Source organism: Streptococcus gordonii (assembly GCF_001553855.1).
Classification (GTDB): Bacteria; Bacillota; Bacilli; order Lactobacillales; family Streptococcaceae; genus Streptococcus; species Streptococcus gordonii.
In genome coordinates this window covers 20,086-38,262 of the sequence record NZ_LQWV01000037.1, presented here as the reverse complement: position 1 = coordinate 38,262, position 18,177 = coordinate 20,086, and the positions used below count along the sequence as shown (strand labels likewise).

The 18,177-nt window shown below is 40.3% G+C and carries 19 protein-coding genes and 1 pseudogene; 4 read left to right on the top strand and 16 right to left on the bottom strand.

What is annotated here, in order from left to right; translation table 11 throughout:
* Nucleotides 1–167: 167 nt before the first annotated feature.
* Entirely contained in the window at nt 168–1,517 is a 1,350-nt protein-coding gene (gene gorA / locus AWH02_RS07465; RefSeq protein ID WP_060554012.1) for a glutathione-disulfide reductase, read from the top strand.
* 321 nt (nt 1,518–1,838) lie between these two features.
* Here gorA and AWH02_RS07460 read toward each other — a convergent pair whose 3' ends face one another.
* Both AWH02_RS07460 and AWH02_RS07455 read right to left on the bottom strand, forming a co-directional pair.
* Nucleotides 1,839–2,570, bottom strand: coding sequence for a cyclase family protein (locus AWH02_RS07460; RefSeq protein ID WP_060554013.1), 732 nt, complete (start codon nt 2,568–2,570; stop codon nt 1,839–1,841).
* A 20-nt stretch (nt 2,571–2,590) separates the two neighbouring features.
* Nucleotides 2,591–3,730 carry a 5-methyltetrahydropteroyltriglutamate--homocysteine S-methyltransferase gene (locus AWH02_RS07455; RefSeq protein WP_060554014.1) on the bottom strand — a complete coding sequence of 380 codons (1,140 nt, stop codon included), beginning with the start codon at nt 3,728–3,730 and terminating at the stop codon, nt 2,591–2,593.
* 431 nt (nt 3,731–4,161) lie between these two features.
* Between AWH02_RS07455 and AWH02_RS07450 the strand changes: the two genes are divergently transcribed.
* Complete coding sequence (locus AWH02_RS07450; RefSeq protein WP_045502045.1) at nt 4,162–4,716, top strand: biotin transporter BioY; 555 nt, start codon at nt 4,162–4,164, stop codon at nt 4,714–4,716.
* A gap of 12 nt (nt 4,717–4,728) precedes the next feature.
* On the opposite strand, the gene AWH02_RS07445 is transcribed toward AWH02_RS07450, so the two are convergent.
* Nucleotides 4,729–4,941, bottom strand: a complete 213-nt coding sequence (locus AWH02_RS07445) for a YdbC family protein (protein ID WP_008809037.1) — start codon at nt 4,939–4,941, stop codon at nt 4,729–4,731.
* Nucleotides 4,942–5,080: 139 nt separating this feature from the next.
* Between AWH02_RS07445 and AWH02_RS07440 the strand changes: the two genes are divergently transcribed.
* Nucleotides 5,081–5,419 (top strand): hypothetical protein, encoded by a 339-nt coding sequence (locus AWH02_RS07440; protein WP_172604602.1) that lies wholly within the window; start codon nt 5,081–5,083, stop codon nt 5,417–5,419.
* A gap of 35 nt (nt 5,420–5,454) precedes the next feature.
* Here the strand turns inward: AWH02_RS07440 and AWH02_RS07435 are convergent, their stop codons facing one another.
* Together AWH02_RS07435 and AWH02_RS07430 are read right to left on the bottom strand one after the other, a co-directional pair.
* On the bottom strand, nt 5,455–6,741 hold the full coding sequence (locus tag AWH02_RS07435; RefSeq protein ID WP_020992677.1) for a peptidase U32 family protein: 1,287 nt from the start codon (nt 6,739–6,741) through the stop codon (nt 5,455–5,457).
* 197 nt (nt 6,742–6,938) lie between these two features.
* Nucleotides 6,939–7,868: a peptidase U32 family protein gene (locus AWH02_RS07430; protein WP_060554016.1), complete on the bottom strand. Its 930-nt coding sequence runs from the start codon at nt 7,866–7,868 to the stop codon at nt 6,939–6,941.
* A 194-nt stretch (nt 7,869–8,062) separates the two neighbouring features.
* Between AWH02_RS07430 and AWH02_RS07425 the strand changes: the two genes are divergently transcribed.
* Nucleotides 8,063–8,350 (top strand): DUF3270 family protein, encoded by a 288-nt coding sequence (locus AWH02_RS07425; protein WP_045634661.1) that lies wholly within the window; start codon nt 8,063–8,065, stop codon nt 8,348–8,350.
* Nucleotides 8,351–8,393: 43 nt separating this feature from the next.
* On the opposite strand, the gene AWH02_RS07420 is transcribed toward AWH02_RS07425, so the two are convergent.
* The 11 genes and pseudogenes from AWH02_RS07420 to AWH02_RS07370 form a co-directional block, all read right to left on the bottom strand.
* Nucleotides 8,394–9,194: a C39 family peptidase gene (locus AWH02_RS07420; RefSeq protein ID WP_060554017.1), complete on the bottom strand. Its 801-nt coding sequence runs from the start codon at nt 9,192–9,194 to the stop codon at nt 8,394–8,396.
* An 89-nt stretch (nt 9,195–9,283) separates the two neighbouring features.
* A complete protein-coding gene (locus tag AWH02_RS07415; protein WP_060554018.1) occupies nt 9,284–9,727 on the bottom strand; it encodes a YtxH domain-containing protein in 444 nt (147 codons plus the stop codon).
* Nucleotides 9,700–10,132 (bottom strand): annotated as a pseudogene (locus AWH02_RS07410) (DUF948 domain-containing protein). The gene AWH02_RS07415 and the pseudogene AWH02_RS07410 overlap by 28 nt, the downstream one beginning before the upstream one ends.
* The gene (gene lgt / locus AWH02_RS07405) at nt 10,125–10,934 is read right to left on the bottom strand and encodes a prolipoprotein diacylglyceryl transferase (RefSeq protein WP_060554019.1); all 810 of its coding nucleotides are present in this window, start codon (nt 10,932–10,934) and stop codon (nt 10,125–10,127) included. The pseudogene AWH02_RS07410 and the gene lgt overlap by 8 nt, the downstream one beginning before the upstream one ends.
* Nucleotides 10,927–11,862 (bottom strand): HPr(Ser) kinase/phosphatase, encoded by a 936-nt coding sequence (gene hprK, locus AWH02_RS07400; protein ID WP_060554020.1) that lies wholly within the window; start codon nt 11,860–11,862, stop codon nt 10,927–10,929. Before hprK ends, lgt begins: the two co-directional genes overlap by 8 nt.
* A 113-nt stretch (nt 11,863–11,975) precedes the next feature.
* Nucleotides 11,976–12,479, bottom strand: a complete 504-nt coding sequence (locus AWH02_RS07395; RefSeq protein ID WP_060554021.1) for an NUDIX hydrolase — start codon at nt 12,477–12,479, stop codon at nt 11,976–11,978.
* A gap of 26 nt (nt 12,480–12,505) precedes the next feature.
* Nucleotides 12,506–12,778 carry a PspC domain-containing protein gene (locus AWH02_RS07390; protein ID WP_060554022.1) on the bottom strand — a complete coding sequence of 91 codons (273 nt, stop codon included), beginning with the start codon at nt 12,776–12,778 and terminating at the stop codon, nt 12,506–12,508.
* 109 nt (nt 12,779–12,887) lie between these two features.
* Nucleotides 12,888–13,766, bottom strand: coding sequence for a VOC family protein (locus AWH02_RS07385; protein WP_060554023.1), 879 nt, complete (start codon nt 13,764–13,766; stop codon nt 12,888–12,890).
* 234 nt (nt 13,767–14,000) lie between these two features.
* Nucleotides 14,001–14,450: an Rrf2 family transcriptional regulator gene (locus AWH02_RS07380; RefSeq protein ID WP_012000198.1), complete on the bottom strand. Its 450-nt coding sequence runs from the start codon at nt 14,448–14,450 to the stop codon at nt 14,001–14,003.
* 59 nt (nt 14,451–14,509) lie between these two features.
* Nucleotides 14,510–15,358, bottom strand: coding sequence for a metallophosphoesterase family protein (locus AWH02_RS07375; protein WP_060554091.1), 849 nt, complete (start codon nt 15,356–15,358; stop codon nt 14,510–14,512).
* 95 nt (nt 15,359–15,453) lie between these two features.
* Complete coding sequence (locus AWH02_RS07370; protein ID WP_060554024.1) at nt 15,454–18,177, bottom strand: ABC transporter permease; 2,724 nt, start codon at nt 18,175–18,177, stop codon at nt 15,454–15,456.

Sequence of the window (18,177 nt, the reverse complement as noted above, 5' to 3'; positions counted from 1 at the left end):
TTTTCATTATAACATACATTATAACCTAGAACTATTGTTTTGAACTTAGCAATTTTCAAATGACATTTTATCTTTCTCAAATGTCAATTTTTCTCGTAGCAGATTTTTGCATTCATTTCTTAAAAAGGGTACAATTACCTCATATTGAAAGAAGGAGAATAAACATTATGAAAGAATTTGATATGATTGCTATCGGAGGTGGTAGCGGGGGTATTGCTACCATGAATCGAGCTGGTGAACACGGTGCCAAGGTCGCTGTCATTGAGGAAAAGAAGTTAGGTGGTACCTGTGTCAATGTTGGCTGTGTTCCTAAAAAGATCATGTGGTATGGTGCTCAAATTGCTGAGGCCATCCAATACTACGGTCCTGACTATGGTTTTACTTCAGATAAACAAGCGTTTGACTTTGCCACTTTGCGTAAAAATCGCGAAGCCTATATTGATCGTGCTCGATCTTCTTACGATGGAAGTTTTAAGCGCAATGGAGTTGAATTGATTGAAGGACGCGGTCGCTTTGTTGATGCTAACACTGTCGAGGTTAACGGTAAGCTAATCCGTGCTAAACACATTGTCATTGCAACAGGTGCTCATGCTGCTATCCCTTCTATTCCTGGCTCTGAATTAGGTGAAACATCTGATGATGTCTTCGCTTGGGAAGAATTACCCGAATCTGTAGCCATCGTTGGAGCTGGCTATATCGCAGTTGAATTGGCAGGAGTCCTCCATACTCTGGGAGTCAAAACAGACCTCTTTGTCCGACGTGATCGTCCCTTACGGAACTTTGATTCTTATATCGTAGATGGTTTACTTGAAGAAATGGATAAGACAGGTCTTGCCCTACACACTCACAAAGTACCTACAAAACTTGAGAAACTAGATGACAATCAACTGCAACTTCATTTTGAAGATGGCAGTAGCCACATAGCTCAGCATGTCATCTGGGCAATCGGCCGAAAACCTAATGTTCAAGACCTCAATCTAGAAGCTGCTGGTGTCACTCTCAACGAACGAGGTTTCATCGCTGTAGATGAATACCAAAACACTATAGTTTCAGGTATCTATGCCCTAGGTGACGTAACAGGCGAGAAAGAACTAACTCCTGTTGCCATCAAGGCTGGCCGTACATTAGCCGAGCGACTTTTCAATGGCAAAACAGACGCAAAGATGGACTATTCAACTATTCCTACTGTCGTCTTCTCCCACCCCGCTATTGGAACTGTTGGGCTAACCGAGGAAGAGGCCAGAAAAACTTATGGAGCTGATAATATTCACCTCTATACATCTAGCTTTGCTTCCATGTATTCGGCAGTAACTCAGCATCGCCAACAGGCTAAGTTCAAGCTCATCACAGCTGGTGAGAATGAAAAGGTTGTTGGTCTGCATGGTATCGGATATGGGGTAGACGAGATGATTCAAGGCTTCGCTGTCGCTATCAAAATGGGAGCAACCAAGGCTGATTTTGATGCCACAGTGGCCATTCACCCAACGGGATCAGAAGAGTTCGTTACTATGAGATAAGAAGAGAAAAGGTTTGTTTTACAAGCCTTTTTTGACTTGTGTCCTTATTTTATTATAAAGTATATAAGTATTCCATAATCTAATCTTTCATTTTTCTTTTGAATCTTACATTTTTGTAAGATTCTATAAGGATTCTTCAAAAATTTTTACCTTCTCATCGTCAATTTTAGTTACTAAAAGAGAGTGTAGGCTTGTATTAACTTGTTAATCCTATATTACTCATTTTACAGTCTATTTATCAAGATTTCATCAAGAAAATCTCAAAAATTTCTAAAGTTTTGTAAAAAAGGAGCCTGAAGTAAAACTTTAGACTCTTTTTTCTTATGGTAAAATGGCTAAAGCTCGTACTGGCGAACCACTAGCTTGATGCCAGTTAGGGAAACTGATAGAAATTAAGGCACCCTTAGCAGGTAATTGGTCCAAGTTAGACAATACCTCAACTTGGTAGATATCCTCAGCCAAGAGATAATATTCATTAACCAAGCCATGCTCAGCTGTAGGAAGGCCTGCATCAGTATCAAACGTTTCATGACCTACTGCAGTAACACCGCGCTCATGAATCAGAAATTCCAAAGCATCTCGTCCCCAGCCAGGTGTATGCTGGATTCCTTGATCATCTAAGTTTCTCATGGCGTCTTGACTAGGCCAACGCTTGGACCAGTCTGACCGAAAAGCTACGAAACTTCCTTCAGGAATCTTCCCATGCTCAGCTTCAAAGTCCAAAATATCTTGTTTGGTCAAAATGAAGTCTGGATTCTCCTCTACTTCTTTTGATTTATCAATGACGAACAAAGGAAGAAGGAGATCTTTTAAGTCAATTTCTTCCAACCAACGGCCGCCCTCTACAAAATGAATAGGAGCATCAATATGAGTACCATACTGACCAACTACAGAAAACTGCTGCACATGGAAACCATCTTTTAAAGTAAAAATATCTTTCTTCTCCAAGGATGGTAAAGCTGGAAAGTGCGGACTATCTTCCTTAATTTGATGAGAAAGATTAACCCATTTTTTATTTTTTAATTCTTGGTATATTTCAAGCAAATCTGCCATATGTTTTTCCTCCGATTCTATTATCCCCAGACTTCTTTTACAATATCTGAAATCAAAGCAATTTTTTCCCACTGACTCTCTTCTGTTAGGATGTTTCCTTCTTCCGTAGAAGCAAAGCCACACTGGGTTGAAAGGTAAAGATTTTCTAGCGGTACATACTGACTAGCTTCCTTAATCCGAGCAATAACTTCTTCTTTGTTCTCTAAATCACCACTTTTTGAAGTCAAAAGTCCCAAGACTACTTTTTTTCCTGGTGTTACTTTAGCCAAGGGTTCAAATCCACCAGCTCGCTCAGTATCAAATTCAAGGAAATAAGCATTCACCTTTTCTTTTTCAAATAATTCATCTGCAATCGGACCGTAGCCACCCGAAGAAGCCCAGGTAGAATGGTAGTTACCACGGCAGACATGGGTATTAACAGTTAAGCCAGAAGGAACATTTTGATAAAGATCATTGTTGAAGTTTAAGAAGAGCTCCGCTAATTCAGCACGAACTTGGTCTTTGCTCTTTCCTTGAAGAGCACCCCAGGCTGTCAAAAAATTGTCATCTACCAAGACGCCCCAAGTACAGTCATCCACTTGCAGGGTTCTAAGGCCAGCGTCGTATAAATCTTGAACAACTTGTAAATAAGCTTGTTTTATATCTTCCCTTAATTGGTTGAAGTCAGGATAAACTTGATTGAGCTTGTCCACATGCTCAGCATCTCGTATTAATTCAAAATAAAATTGGGCAGGGGCCGGAATGGTATACTTTGCTTCAACTCCATCTTGATCAGCCACTAAATCTCTTAGAAACTTAAAATGTTCCACAAAGGGATGGTGGAATCCGGTAATCTTACCAGCAATGAGGGCCAAATCCGCCTTGGTTGTCTCCCCATGAAAATGATAGCCTTCAGCGGCTTGGACATGCTCAATTCCTTGAAACCCCCAGAAGAAGTCCAAATGCCAATAAGCCCGACGAAATTCTCCGTCTGTTACATTCTTCAATCCAGCTTTAATTTCTTTAGAAACTAAAGCTCGAATAGCTTGGTCTTCCACTGCAGTCAACTCTTCTTGGCTAATAGTCCCCTCAGCAAAGGCTTCCCTTGCTTCTACCAATTCCTTAGGACGAAGGAAAGAGCCAACGTGATCTACTCGAAATGGTCCATGATTAACTGTCATCTCAACTCTCTTTTTCTACTATAAAAATGTTATAAAAATCAAATGGAAATTTGGTTATGGTTCATTATATCAACATGACCAGCTTATCTCAAGTTTTTAAAGGGTTTTGAGCTAATCTTATTTTATTGATTATTATATAGTTTATAACTATATCTTTTCTTCCAATTCCTACTTTTCTTTTGGATATTAATTTGCTATGCTATAGAAACACGTATATATGAGGAGGATTTGATGAGTAAAACAAATAAAATTCTTGCAACATTCGGTATTGTCTTCTTTAACATCTTTGGCTTAATAGCATTTATTTTCTTATATTTCAGAAGTAAAGGGAAAAAATAATACGAAATAGTCAGAGTCGATAAAAAATACTTGACTTTTATCACTAGAGATTTTAAAATAGTTACCATATAAAACAAAAGAGGTTTACTATTATGAATCGAAATAAAGTTTTCTTACTTGTACTCCCAGCCATTGGGGCTGCTATTTTAGCGGTTTTATCACAATTTAGCTTTGCTATTGGTGCTGTTCCTATTACTCTCCAAACCTTTGCTTTCGGTTTGATTGCAACTATTTTTAAACCCAGAGAAGCGGTTTCAGCTACGCTACTTTATTTACTACTTGGTGCTATCGGTCTCCCAGTTTTTGCAGGCGGTCATGGCGGATTCCAATCATTCCTAAATCCAACTGCTGGTTACCTTTTGTCTGCTCCTCTCTTTGCCTTCATTACTTCTAACTTAACTCATAAAAACAGTTCATTCTTGACTATTTTACTAGCAAATATGTTGGGAGATACCATCCTTTTTATCGGTGGAATTATAGGTTTGAATATCTTAGGGAATCTTGATTTTTCAAAGGCTATCGCTGTTGGCGTTACCCCATTCATTCTACCGGATCTTTTAAAAATGCTCCTGATAGCTATTATCAGCTTGCCAGTATTAAAAAGTCTCGGATTTCATCCTTACTTTGCTGATAAACAAAAAAACTGATAGACTTTTCTATCAGTTTTTAAATGCATCAAGTAGAACCTGAAATTCTTCATTAGAAAGAGTAATTCCCTTGCCCATTTTACTGTGATCCGGACTCCAAGTTCGAATATCATATTTAGCTGGCGCTCCATTGAAGCTAACTCGGTTAAGCTCTTTGGTCCAACCTTTATCGTTTTCTGATAAGACTAGAAGTTTTTCTTCAATCTCAAATGTAAATTCTGACATAGTACCTCCTTGGTGAATTCAAAAGCAGATATGCTAAAACAGCCTCAGCTGTTTAACAATTGTCCATCTTTCATTTAATTCATTCGTAAAAATTTAGAATTTTACGAGAAAATGTTATATAATGATATTGTATCAAGTTATGGAGATTTTAGCTATGAAAAAATTTCTAAGAATGCTGACTGAGAAAGCTAATGAGTTTATAAACGATAAAAAAACCGAACAGATCGGTGAGAATAATACTGCTATTTTATCCGCGATTGAGCTAGCCTTAAAGAAAAAATCCGGAATTCATGTTATTTTTCAAAATAAAAGCTTTACTGGCGATATTGTTAAGTATGACCAAGAACGCCAGCAGTTGATTGTTAAGAATTTCAATAAGAGCATGTCAACTATTATTCGGATTCCTGATATTCAACGTGTACGTCTGGTTCCTCAGACAGTTCGAGTAGCACAGAAAGCTAATCCAAAGAAAAAGTAAATCCCAGTTTTTACAAACTGGGATTTATTTTATATCTAGGCTCGGACAGTTACGCTAGTACCATCTTCCTTATATAGATTGATAAGGCCTTCTTTTCTGCTACGCACCATGTCACCTGGGCAGACAGGTGTCGGCATAGAAATCGTTAAGAGTTCCATAGGATTTGGCGCTCGATCAATTTTATTGCCTTGTGCATCATGCAAATCTGTAATGACTGTCTCAAAATGACGGAAGCCAGGACCATAGAATTCAACCTGATCTCCTTCATGAATAACATTTCTCTGACGAATAGTCGCGATCTGTTTTTCAGCATCATAGTCTACAACTTCAGCCACAAACTTGTATTCAGGAATTTTTCGACGAGCTCCGAACAGCTGTTCGTTTTCTGTCGGAGTACTGTAGTAGAATCCTGTTGCCAATTCGCGCTGAGCCACTTTCCACATTTCATCAATCAAGTCCTGTTTAATCGCTTCAAATTTCTCAGGACTTTCCAAATAGGCATCAACAGCAGCCTTGTAACAGTTCGATACTGTGGATACATAGTGTATGGACTTCATTCGACCTTCGATTTTCAGGCTGTCCACACCATTTTCAATCATATCAGGTATGTGATCAATCATGGACATATCTACCGCAGACATAGAAAATTCTTCTGGGATTTCACCCTTCAAGCTCTTTCTTTCTTGGCCAAAAGGCATATCGTAAAGGTCGTATTTCCAACGACAAGACTGCGAGCACCCACCACGGTTGGCATCACGCATACTCATGTGGTTAGAAAGTGTACAGCGTCCTGAGTAGGAAATACACATTGCTCCGTGGACGAAGGCTTCAATCTCAACATCAGTTCTTTTGCGAATCTCTGCCAATTCTTCCATAGACACTTCTCGGGCCAAAACCACACGTGTCAACCCTAGCTCTTTCCAAAATTCTAGGGTTTCGTAGTTGGTAGCACTAGCTTGAGTAGACAAATGGATTTCTAGTCCTGGTGCTTCTGATGCTGCAATAGCAATCAGAGCTGGGTCAGATACAATTACTGCAGCAATACCAATATCGCGTAGTTTACGGAAGAATTCTCCAGCACCAATTTCATTACCTTCGTGCATCACCATATTAGCAGCAACATATACTTTTGCACCATATTTTGCTGCAAACTGGACTCCTTCTTCCATTTGTTCGTAAGTAAAGTTCCCAGCTCGGCTACGAAGTCCGTAGGCCTGACCACCAATAAATACTGCATCTGCTCCATAACGAACAGCTACTTTTAACTTCTCTAAAGTACCAGCAGGTGCCAAGACCTCTGGCCGTTTCAATGTTTTTGTCATCATTTCTCCTATTTGCAAGATAAGATCGATAATCCCTAATTTTTAATCCTTTCTATTTTATAGCAAAAAACTTGGAAAATCAAGATGTGGCAAATGTTTTCACAATTCTAATTTATTCTGAATTAAATAAATTGTGATTTTACATCTTTGCAACAGAAAAAAGCAAGAAAATTTCTTGCTTTCTTTGTTAGCTATAATTATTTGACCATATCTGGATCATATTCATAAAAACCAGTATCCAAGAAACGATTTTTAGGATGAAAACGATGAACAGCTTCATCCAAAAGAAAAGCCTGATCATGAGTGAATTTACCAGCCAAAATTAAATCTCGAGCTTGAATGAACAACTTAGCGATTTCTACAAAATTATGACCTGGAGTATAGATTCCTTCTAATTTCCAATGAGTAAATCCATGATCCACTAACTCGGTTAATTTTGTCATCAAATCTAAGTCGTTATTTGCAAATATATGTGTTCCGTGGTTGTCTTCAAAAATGGAATAATGACTGCTTGGATCTCCCGGCTCAGCTAAGAACAAATCTCGCTCCCGAGTTTTCTCGTCATCAATATGAGTGAAATTATAATAGTTTTGAAGTAGAGGGCGTTTGGAGTGATGAATAACACTAGCCCCATAGACCAAGACTTCTGCAGGAATCTCTAAAATATCCTGCATGGCAAAAAGTTCAGCTGAGGGAACTTCTCTAGCTAAAACTGCTTCTGATGCACCAGCTTTTTGTCCCCAAAAATTTATCTGACGACTGCTGGTAACCATGGTCGAAGCATCATAAATTGTCTTAAAGGGATAGTGATCGCGGTTAACAACGTAAAAAACTCCCGCATCTCCAACAGTAATATAATCCGTCTGAATTTCTGCTAGAAAATCAAGAAACGGCTTGATCTTGTCCATCATTTCCTGGTGCATGAGAGCATTGACTGCTACGACGATTTCTTTGCCCGCCTCATGAACTAAATTAGCAATTTCTCGTAGTTCTTCATAAGAAAAAGTATGGGGAAGACGAAGACCATAGTTTTTCTCTCCAACATAAATCCGATCAACTCCTGCTTCCAGCAGTTCCTTCACTTGCTCAATACTTTCAGCTGTCGCTGTAATAATTATCTTTTCCATAAAGTTAATTATAACACACTTTTAGAAATGAACCAGTTTTCTTTTTAAATTCTTTCTTTTACTTTTATTTCCCTTAAATTTTCGATACTTTATTTTTATATTGAAAACTATTTTTATTCTTTCTGTAACAAAAATGTAATAATTGACTCAATAAATCATGATACAATGTTATAGTACTAGTAGGGGAGAGAAAAATGGCACTTAGAGATTATAAAAATTATCAAGAGGATTATGTCTATCAGGAACTTCCTGAAGAACAATTACCTTTATACCAAGAATATATTCCAGAATCAGATATTGAACCTAAAATAAAAGAGTTGCTTTTCTTCTTTAATATTGCTGCGTTTTGTATTTTAACAGCAATTTTTAGTTTTCTGTTTCTGTCTTTCAAACTGAATACTTTCTTTGCTCTGGCATTAGCTATGACTTTAAGCTTTGCAACAGTGCAAACCTATCGTTTTATTTCAAAAAAGAAATTTTAATCAAACAAGAGACCTGCTTCTGACTTGAAGCAGGTCTTTTCTCTTACCATGCATAATTCGGCTCTTGGCAAGTCAACATAGCTGTCAAAAGCTCTTGAGGGGTCACTTTCTTTAACCCTCCATAAACCGGATCTTGAACAGTATAAGATGGATCAATATAATAAACTCCAATAATATCAGAAGCATCTGAGTTTAATTCATATCCAATTCCGATAACATTGTGCTCCCCACTACGTCCAGGATACATCTTTGAATTATCAAAGGTATAATATAGAGGATAGCCTGCATCAATGTTCTTCTTGAGTCGCTCTTTAAAGAGGCGCATATCAATTGAATTAGATGAGCTAGATCTCACAGTTTCCAAGCGATAGCCCGCCTGTCCATCAGTTGGTTCTGGATAACCAAATAAATGCTGATTAAGTACCTGAATAGCATTGGCATTATGGGTCCCAAAATGAGCATCTGTGCCCATTTCCTCAGCCAATTGTTCTTGCGATATATCGATTCCCCGACAGGCTAACATCATGCTGACAGTCGTTGGAGCACAAGTATTCCATGCTCTTTGCACCTGCATAGGTACTTCCAGCCTATGTCTCAACTGAAGTGATCCTTCTTCTGTTTTTTGAACTTGTGGCATCTCCTGCGATTCTGAAGCACTACTCGAAGACGAACCATTGTCCGAAGAAGTTTCTTTTGATCTGTAAAAAGTAGATGAATTGCTTGAAAACTTCTTACTAGAAACAGAGTTAGAAGAATCTAATGGCTTTGCTACTTTTCTTTGGTTAGCACATGCAGTAAAAAACAATATCGCAAACATAAGGCTTAAAAGTTTGATGCATTTCATCAGACCACCTCCCCAGTTTTATCATATTCTTTTAGAGACCTGGAGTCAAGTTATTCTACAAAATAAAAAAGCTGGATTAACCAGCTCTTTTATTCTTCTTTTAGGTCTATAACGATTTCTTCAGAATGATCTTTTTCATCTGTCAAAGCATGTGCTTTTTCTTTGATAGAAGATACCAAATCATCTTTAGTCAGATGTTCTTCCTGAATTTTTTCTTTAATGGCTTGGAACTTACCCTGTGAATAGTCTAACATCTCTTTTGTAGTCTCCTTTACAGATGTCAAAATAGACTCTTTTGTAATCTCACCATTATTGACCTTGTCTTTTACTTGAGCTACGGTATCTACTGCATGATTTTTTAACTCAGTAGCCGAATGGCAAACTTGCTCTTTTACTTCTTCTGGATTCTCTTGCACTTCTTTGATAAAATTGCTGACTCTAGCTCTTACTTCTTTGCCTTTTTCACTGCTTAAGAAGATAGCTGCTACAGCCCCAGATGCTGCTCCTAATACAATCGATGAAAATTTACCCATAACGGACCTTCTTTCTTGTGATTATCTATTGAAAAATTTTGATAATAGACGCCAAGCTGTTAAACCTGCACCCGCCTTGACTGAATTTTTACCAGCCGTTGCTGCTTTTTTACTCAGATTACGAGCTGAATCATTTAAATCTGAAACAGATAGTGACAGATCTGCAACAGCTGTAAAGAGGGGTTCTATGGTCTCCATTTTACCGTTAATATCATCAGTCAAAACATTGACTTTAGCTAGTAATTCATTGGTTTGATATAGTGTGACATTAACATCCGCTGTAAGAACTTTAATCGTCTTCTCTGTCTCATCCACAACATTGCTAATTTTTCTAACCAAGAAGATGGAGTAAACAATCAAAGCAATCAAAGCGACTGCGACTAAACTATATGAAATTTCAAGCATTTTTCTTCTCCATTTCTAAAGATGTGTAATAATACGGTGTATCTTTTTTTCTATGTTGATAAACAACCAAGGCGACACCAAGAATAATTAAGAGAGCAGACAACCACTGAGAAACCCGGAGTCCCATAAAGTAGAGACTGTCTGTCCGCATTCCTTCAATAATCATCCGACCACAACCGTACCAGATAAGGTAGAAGGCTGTAATGTCTCCTTGCTTGAGAAAATTGGGTTTTCTGCGTAAAAAGAGAATAAGAATGAAGCCTAGCAAGTTCCAAGAAGATTCATAAAGGAAAGTAGGTTGTCGATAAGCTCCATCAATATACATTTGATCTCTGATAAATCCTGGCAAGTAGTCTAAACTCTTGACCGCAGCACCGTAAGCTTCCTGGTTGATAAAATTCCCCCAGCGTCCAATACTCTGAGCAATCATAACACCTGGAGCCGCTATATCTAAGAAATCTAAAGTATTAATAAATTTACTCCTAGAAAAGAAATAAAGAACTAGAGCACCAGTAATCAGTCCTCCATAGATAGCTAAACCACCATGCCAGGTAATAAAAATCTCAATAAAGGGCTGTTTTGAATAATAAGACCATTCAAAGGCCACATAGTACAGTCGTGCACCCACAATAGCAAGTGGAAATGCAATCAAGATGAAATCAATAATGTCGTCAGGTTTAATCTTTTTACGAGGTGCTTCTTTCCTAGCTAAATAAACAGCTAATATTAAACCCGAAAGTATACAGATTGCATACCAGCGAATAGCAAATGGTCCGATTTGAAAGGCAATTGGATTAATCATGCTTCACCTCATTCTGGCTGATCAGATTTGTCAAGCGTTCTTCAAAAATCTTTGTAGCGTCAAAGCCCATCTCTTTTGCTCTATAATTCATGGCCGCAGCTTCAATTACAACGGAGATGTTACGACCAGTTTTAACAGGAATGCGGACCCTTGGAATTCGAACACCGGCAATTTCTAATTCATCTGAACCATTACCTAGGCGGTCAAAGGTCTTATTGACATCATAATTTTCCAAATATACTGCAATTTGAACCTGTGACGAATCTTTAACTGCACTAGCACCATAGAGACTCATCACATCAATAATTCCAACACCTCGAATTTCAAGTAAATGACGTAAAATTTCAGCTGGCTCACCCCAGAGAGTCATTTCATCCTTAGCAAAGATATCAACACGATCATCCGCTACCAAACGGTGACCTCTTTTGACCAACTCAAGTCCCGTCTCACTTTTACCGATACCACTATCACCCTGAATGAGGACACCCATGCCGTAGATGTCCATTAAGACACCGTGAACGCTTGTTCTTTCAGCCAAGCGAGAATCTAGATAGCTGGATATTTCTCCTGACAATCGGCTGGTTGCTGTATGGCTACGCAAAATAACAATCTGCTTTTCTTGGGCAGCCTGCATCATTTCATCTGGAATTTCCAAATCTCTGGCAATGATGACAACAGGTGTCGTCGGTTGGAACATTTTCAGAAGAACTTGATGGCGGTTATGACTCGTCATCTTCATCAAATAAGACCATTCTTTCATCCCAATCAGCTGAATGCGTTCTGGTGTATAGTAGTCAAAATATCCTGTCATCTCAAGCCCAGGCCGTGAAATATCGGATGTCGTAATTTCTTTTTCCAGTAGTTCTTCGCTACCATAAATCAATTGTAATCTTACTTTTTGCAAGAGGTCCTTGACCTTAACAGACATAAGTTTCCCCCTTTGGAATCTTTCTTTTTCTATTATAGCAAAAAATTACTTTTATAGAGAGTTTCAGCGTCCTTTTTGGGAAAAGAAAAGATGACAGGGAAGGCTTCTACACTTTATCTGTCACCTTGTTTCTCTATTAGTTTTTTTAATAGTGCTTTTTGATGTTGAAAGAGAAGCTCCTCTTTCATGAATGCAGACAATTCATTTATTCCTATCCAGACATGTCCATCAGTCTCTCCATCTTGATAGGTTATATTCCCCTTATCGCCTACTATAATTGCTTCATAGTAGTCAAATAGACACTGATCTTCAAAGGATATTGTCTGCTCAATGAGTCTTATCTGGCTGGGGACTAAACCTGTTTCTTCTTTCAACTCTCGAAGCGCAGCGCTAAGGCTATCCTCACCAGCTAGGACACTGCCACCAGCCCCAAATTCAAAGTAGTTGGGATAGAGTTCCTTTTGACTACTTCTTTTCATAAAAAGAACATCTCCATCCTCATGTCGTACTAAGACATTCACACAGAGATGATATAGGCCAGACGGTATCCGCTCTCCTCTTACCAAGTACTGGCCAATTTTTTCTCGCTTGTCATTATAAGCATCCCATATTTCCATAGTTCTCCTTTTTGACCGGCCAACCATTACCAAAAGAGTCCTTTATCGTCATCAATTGGTTCTGCATCCTTACGCTTTCTTGGTCCAGTCCCGTACATTTCAGCTTCTATATCTTCCTTAGTTGGAAGAAGTACTGCTAAAGAAATGTAAATAACAACTCCAAGTCCAAAAGACGAAATGGTAAAAAGGATATATAAAAAACGAATCAAACTAAGATCAAATTTAAACTTATCTGCCAAACCAGCTAAAACACCAGCCACCAATCGATTTCTTCTTGTTTTATAAAGGACCGTTTTCATGTTCTATTCCCTCTTTCTGTAGATAATCTCATTTTATCATTTATTTTGGAAAATCCATCAGGCTCAAGGCTGATTCTGATTAATATCAAAGAAAAGACTAAGAAAATTCTTAGCCTTTATTTTCTATATTTGATTTAGCGGGTACAATCATTCTCACAGCAATTCCATCTGGGTCTGTGACTTCTAGCTCTTGGGAGCTAATCCACCGGACTGGCGACTGCAAGTCCAGAGCATTTTCATAAATAGATACTAGCTCTTCTTTTCCTTCTACTTGCACCTCAAAATAGGCTAGCCCCAGTTGCTTAGATTGGCGATGATTCAAGTGAGAACCTCCCCATTCATTAACAGCTAAATGATGATGGTAGTTTCCGGATGCCAGCCAGCTAGCAGAAGGTACAGAAAATTTATCCTCCAAGCCTAGAAGCTTTTGGTAAAAATGACTGGCAGCTCTGCTATTTTTCACAGATAGGTGGACATGGCCCATACGAGTACCTTCAGCAATACTAAACGGCTGGACTTTCTGACCTAGTTCATAGATTTCTTGAGCCGCGAGCGCTTCCGTCACTCCGATAATGTGGCCATCTTCTCGAATATCCCAATCAGCCTGAGGTTTGTCCCGATAAAGCTCAATGCCATTGCCTTCTGGATCCTCCAGATAAATGGCTTCACTATAACCGTGGTCTGCTCCTCCGACCATAGGAACTTTATTTTCTGATAAATGCTTCAGGATATCTGCCAAGGCTTGACGGCTTGGAAGCAAAAGTGCCAGATGATAAAGACCGTAAGCCGACTTAATGGACTGCCGGTCACTGGTCGCTAAGAGCCTCACCAGCACTTGTCCGTCCCTGCCCAAAGCCACCTGTCCGTCTTGCTCTTCCAAAAGTTCCAAGCCTAAAACGCGCTGATAAAAATCCCTTTGTCTTGCTAAATCGGCCACATAAAGTGCCACCTCTCCTAGATAAATCTTGCTTTGATATTCAAATGTCATGTCCTTTCTCCTCTCTTTAATTTTAAATGTCAGGAGTGCTCCTGCTCCATCTTTTTTTATTTCTCCAAAACAGAGATAGGTTCCTTGATATGGCTTTTCACATTGCCATTTGTTCCTAAGGATTATTTCTAAATTGTAATTGTCTTTGTTACAACTACTAGTATAGCACATCCTAATGTAATGTCAATAATTACATCTCAGAATACTATTCACCAAAAAAAAACAACCTGCTTTCTAGGAAACAGATTGTTCTTTAATTTCTTTTTCGGTTGCTGCGACAACTTCGTCAAGGCTGGTCTGAGCCAATTCAGCTTCCATGGCTGCCTGAATAGCTGCCAAGCGGTCGTCTAAGACATTGTGAATGTTCTTGCCGATAGGACAGTCTGGATTGGGCTTGTCATGAAAGCTAAAGAGCTGGCCACTCTTTCCTAGACACTCAACAGCACAATAAACATCTAAAAGGCTAATATCTTTCAAATCTTTAGCAATCTCTGCTCCTCCGGTCCCACGAGCAACGGTAATCATTCCTGCATTCTTGAGCTGGGACAGGGTCTTGCGAATAATAACTGGATTGACGCCGACACTGCCAGCAAGGATATCACTTGTCAGTTTTTGTTTTTTTCCTTCCAAAGCCAGAACAATCAGCATATGGGTGGCAATGGTAAAACGGCTAGAAATCTGCATCTCTTCTTCTCCCTTATCATTTTCCTTTATTTTTATTATAGCTCAAAAATGGTGTAACTTCAAGAGTTACGACTGGACTTTAAGAAAGCTGCAATCTCATCCGCATAGCCTTCCCGCTCACTGATTTCCCGCAGCAGGTCGTGGTTGTGAGTATGGTGGATACCATTGACCAAGCTCTCCCGATAAATCTCATAGTAAGGCAAGTGGAGCTCCCGAGCCAATCTCATCTCCTGCTCTACATCGTAGGCAACGCGCCGAAGGTCGACATCAGCCAGCCCCGTCTCATCAATCTCTAAAATGGCATACTGGGCTCGCAAGTCCTGACGCAAAGCCGAATCTAGAAAGAATGGCTGACCAATAGAGCCGGGATTGATAATCAGCTGGCCCTTAGTCCCGTAGCGGAGAAACTGCTGGTGAATGTGACCATAAACAGCGATAGCGCAGTCGTTTCCTTCAAAAAGGCGGTCGAAATCACTCTGTTCACCAATATGAATCAACTCCCGTCCCCAATTCTTATCTGGCAGATGGTGGCTGACCGCAATCTTCAATCCCTCTACTTCTGTCAAGATTTGCAGAGGAAGTTCCTGCATACGGTTGATCTCTTCAGGACTGATTTCCTCTAGGACAAAATGGCAGAGCCGGGTCAGGTAGAGATGGCTGGGACGTGTCAAGTCTAACTTTTGATGCAGAGCATGCCAGAGACTGTCTTCCCAATTCCCCCTGACCTGGACGCTGATGTTCAGCTGCTCCATCCTGTCTAAAATATTTCTGCGACCGGTTCCTGGCAGGAGCAAATCTCCCAAAAACCAATAGTCTGTCACCTGCTGGCTTTCCGCATCCGCCAGTACTGCTTCCAAGGCTGTGCTATTTCCATGTACATCGGATAATAAGGCAATTTTTCGTGTCATCATGTGTCTTTCTCTTTCTTTACAAGGAATATTATATCAAAGTTCAAAAAAACTTCCACCCATCAAGTGAGTGAAAGTTTTGAAGTCTTTTTTTATCAATCAACAGACTTGAGCGCTTCCAGCATATCCACCCGTCTGAGGCGGTAGTTGACAAAGAAGCCAAGCAAGGTCAGGATAAGAGTCACTGCTGTTAGAGGAAACAGATAGACTGAGGAACTTACTTGAGGGTTTAAGCTGATAATGCTAGGCGCAACCTTCTCAATCAAAAAACGATGCAGGAAGAAACCGCCTAGAAGCCCAACTACCATCCCAATCACTGACAGAATAATGGTCTCTCGATAGATATAGAGGGTCACTTCCTTATTATGGAAGCCTAGAACCTTGATAGTGGACAGCTCGCGAATCCGCTCAGCTACATTGATATTGGTCAGATTGTAGAGAATGACAACTGCTAGAAGAACAGAGATCACCACCAAAATAAGCATCGTATTATTAAGAGAATCAGCTAGAACGTTGAACTGCTTCACCATACTAGCATTTTGTGAGACACTCTTGACAGACTTGAGGCTCATAAATTCATTGGCCTTGTCCACAATATTCTTACTAGAAGGGTTCTTGAGTCGCACTAGATAAGCGTTTTTCTCGGGCTTTTTTCTGTAAATCTTCTGGTAGTCAGTCGCCTTCATAAAGGCAAAATGGCCAAAATGATTCTCATTGACTGCTGCGAGCTTGACAGACTTGCCACCCAGCTCTATACGGTCACCGGGGCTAACCCCAGCTATACGGGCCAGTTTATCCGAAACCACTGCACCGTCCTTGAGAGTCAGCTTTTGTCGGCTGTCAGGACTTTCCATAGAAATAAAAGGTTCAAAATTTTCCTTGTCCGTAACCATTAAAGTGATTGACTCTGTCTCTTTTTTTCCTTTGTATTTCTCTGTCAAGGTTTCACTATAGATCTCCTGATAATCAGCAATCGAGCCATCTGACAGCATCTTTTTCAGCTTGTCTTGCTCAGATTGATTCTCCCCAGGATTGACAGCGACAATCAAGTCGTAGCGCAGAATCTCCTCAAACTGACGCTTTGGAATACCACCAATAGAAGATTGGAGTCCTAGGCCGGCAAAGAGCAGGGAAACAGAACCCGCCACACCAAAGATAGTCATAAACATCCGCTGTTTATAGCGAAAGATATTTCGAGCAGTGACCTTCTGAGTAAAGCTAAGGCGCCGCCAAATAAAGGACAGTCTTTCCAAGAAAATCTTGGAGCCCTTGACTGGTGGCTTGGGCAAAAGCAAGTGGGCTGCTTCTTCTGTTAGCTCCCGTCTTGCCACCAAATAGGCAGGGAGAACGCTAGAAAGAAGGGAAAGCCCAAGGGCCAGTAAACTATAGGAAATATAAAAATATGCATGAGGGGCAGAGAGCACCATCCCTCTGGTAATAATAGAAGAAATCACTCCCGACAAGAAATAATGTCCCAGCAGAATCCCTATGAGGGTACCTAGACTCCCCGCCACCAAACCGTAAAGAGAAAACTTGCGAATGATATCTCGGCTATGATAGCCTAGAGCCTTAAAAACACCTGCATTCGTTCGTTCCTCGTCGACAAAGCGAGTCATGGTGGTAAAGGTCACCATAGCTGCCACCAGATAGAGCACCACCGGGAAGATATTGCCAATCGACGCAATACTATTCATGGAGTTTGTATACATATGATAGCCATTACCACCTGGCAGAGACTTGCGGTCATAGCTATGATAGGCTGGCTCTTTCAAACGATTCAAGTCTGCCTTAGCGTTAGCTAGCTTGTCCTTGCTAGCTGATAAGTCTTTCTCTGCCTGAGCTAGCTCTACTTTTTTCTGATTGAGCTGGGACTCAGCTTCCTGAATCTGCTGCTGGCTCTGGCTGAGCTGTGCAGGAGCTAGGATAGAAGCGGCTTGAGCTGCCGCTAGCTGGTTTTTTTGCTGGTCCAGCTGACTCTGAGCTTGCTCTAATTGCTTTTTACCTTGGGTCAGCTCACCCTCAGCCTGAGCAATCTTATCTTGGCCCTTCTGAACGGTACGTTTGGCATCCGCCTCTAATCGCTTAAACCGGGCCGCTCCGTTATCTTCCAGGCTCTTGTCCAAAGCAGTCTGGTGCTGCTCCAAACGCTCCTGATAGCTTTCAGAGAAGGGAGCCAGCTTTTCTATATCATGATAGCGCAGGCGGGCAATAGTGTAAACATCTGAATCAAAAGCCTTAGGGCTGACTACAGCATAGGCTGATAAAGCCCCGCTACCACTAGTCGCATTGCCCAGATTTCTATCAGACCAGAGCTCTGCCGAGTTGACAAATCCCACGATCTTATAGGTCTTGTTTTTCAGAACTGATCGACTGCCGGCTTTTTCGGTCAGATCAATCTCCTGGCCAATTTTATATTTTTTAGACCAAAAGCTAGCTAGGGCAATTTCTTGCTCATTCTTAGGAAGACGACCGGAGGTCACTTGAAAGTTTGAAATATCCTTGGTATCTGAGAAAACTCGGAGAGCCTCTTCATCTACAGTGACATCTGTCAGATAGCCAAACTCGACATCGGCTCCCTTGATAGCTTCCAGCTCTTTCTGATCCGCCTTATCCAAACCATAGTCCGCCATAATAGCCAAGTCCATGGTTCGCTGTTCTTTCAAGTAATCTGTTGCTGTTCTGCGCATATTGGGAGGAGCGACCTTGAGCCCCACGAGAGCTAGAGAACCCAGCATCATGAGGATTAAAATAGATAGGAAACGTCCTTTAGAGCTAGTGAAGGAGCGCAGAATATCTTTCCAATAAATCTTTCTCTTCAT

Coding starts and splice junctions, on each gene's coding strand:
- gorA (WP_060554012.1), top strand. CDS start 168: ATGAAAGAATTTGATATGATTGCTATCGGAGGTGGTAGCGGGGGTATT.
- AWH02_RS07460 (WP_060554013.1), bottom strand. CDS start 2,570: ATGGCAGATTTGCTTGAAATATACCAAGAATTAAAAAATAAAAAATGG.
- AWH02_RS07455 (WP_060554014.1), bottom strand. CDS start 3,730: ATGACAGTTAATCATGGACCATTTCGAGTAGATCACGTTGGCTCTTTC.
- AWH02_RS07450 (WP_045502045.1), top strand. CDS start 4,162: ATGAATCGAAATAAAGTTTTCTTACTTGTACTCCCAGCCATTGGGGCT.
- AWH02_RS07445 (WP_008809037.1), bottom strand. CDS start 4,941: ATGTCAGAATTTACATTTGAGATTGAAGAAAAACTTCTAGTCTTATCA.
- AWH02_RS07440 (WP_172604602.1), top strand. CDS start 5,081: ATGGAGATTTTAGCTATGAAAAAATTTCTAAGAATGCTGACTGAGAAA.
- AWH02_RS07435 (WP_020992677.1), bottom strand. CDS start 6,741: ATGACAAAAACATTGAAACGGCCAGAGGTCTTGGCACCTGCTGGTACT.
- AWH02_RS07430 (WP_060554016.1), bottom strand. CDS start 7,868: ATGGAAAAGATAATTATTACAGCGACAGCTGAAAGTATTGAGCAAGTG.
- AWH02_RS07425 (WP_045634661.1), top strand. CDS start 8,063: ATGGCACTTAGAGATTATAAAAATTATCAAGAGGATTATGTCTATCAG.
- AWH02_RS07420 (WP_060554017.1), bottom strand. CDS start 9,194: ATGAAATGCATCAAACTTTTAAGCCTTATGTTTGCGATATTGTTTTTT.
- AWH02_RS07415 (WP_060554018.1), bottom strand. CDS start 9,727: ATGGGTAAATTTTCATCGATTGTATTAGGAGCAGCATCTGGGGCTGTA.
- lgt (WP_060554019.1), bottom strand. CDS start 10,934: ATGATTAATCCAATTGCCTTTCAAATCGGACCATTTGCTATTCGCTGG.
- hprK (WP_060554020.1), bottom strand. CDS start 11,862: ATGTCTGTTAAGGTCAAGGACCTCTTGCAAAAAGTAAGATTACAATTG.
- AWH02_RS07395 (WP_060554021.1), bottom strand. CDS start 12,479: ATGGAAATATGGGATGCTTATAATGACAAGCGAGAAAAAATTGGCCAG.
- AWH02_RS07390 (WP_060554022.1), bottom strand. CDS start 12,778: ATGAAAACGGTCCTTTATAAAACAAGAAGAAATCGATTGGTGGCTGGT.
- AWH02_RS07385 (WP_060554023.1), bottom strand. CDS start 13,766: ATGACATTTGAATATCAAAGCAAGATTTATCTAGGAGAGGTGGCACTT.
- AWH02_RS07380 (WP_012000198.1), bottom strand. CDS start 14,450: ATGCAGATTTCTAGCCGTTTTACCATTGCCACCCATATGCTGATTGTT.
- AWH02_RS07375 (WP_060554091.1), bottom strand. CDS start 15,358: ATGACACGAAAAATTGCCTTATTATCCGATGTACATGGAAATAGCACA.
- AWH02_RS07370 (WP_060554024.1), bottom strand. CDS start 18,177: ATGAAGAGAAAGATTTATTGGAAAGATATTCTGCGCTCCTTCACTAGC.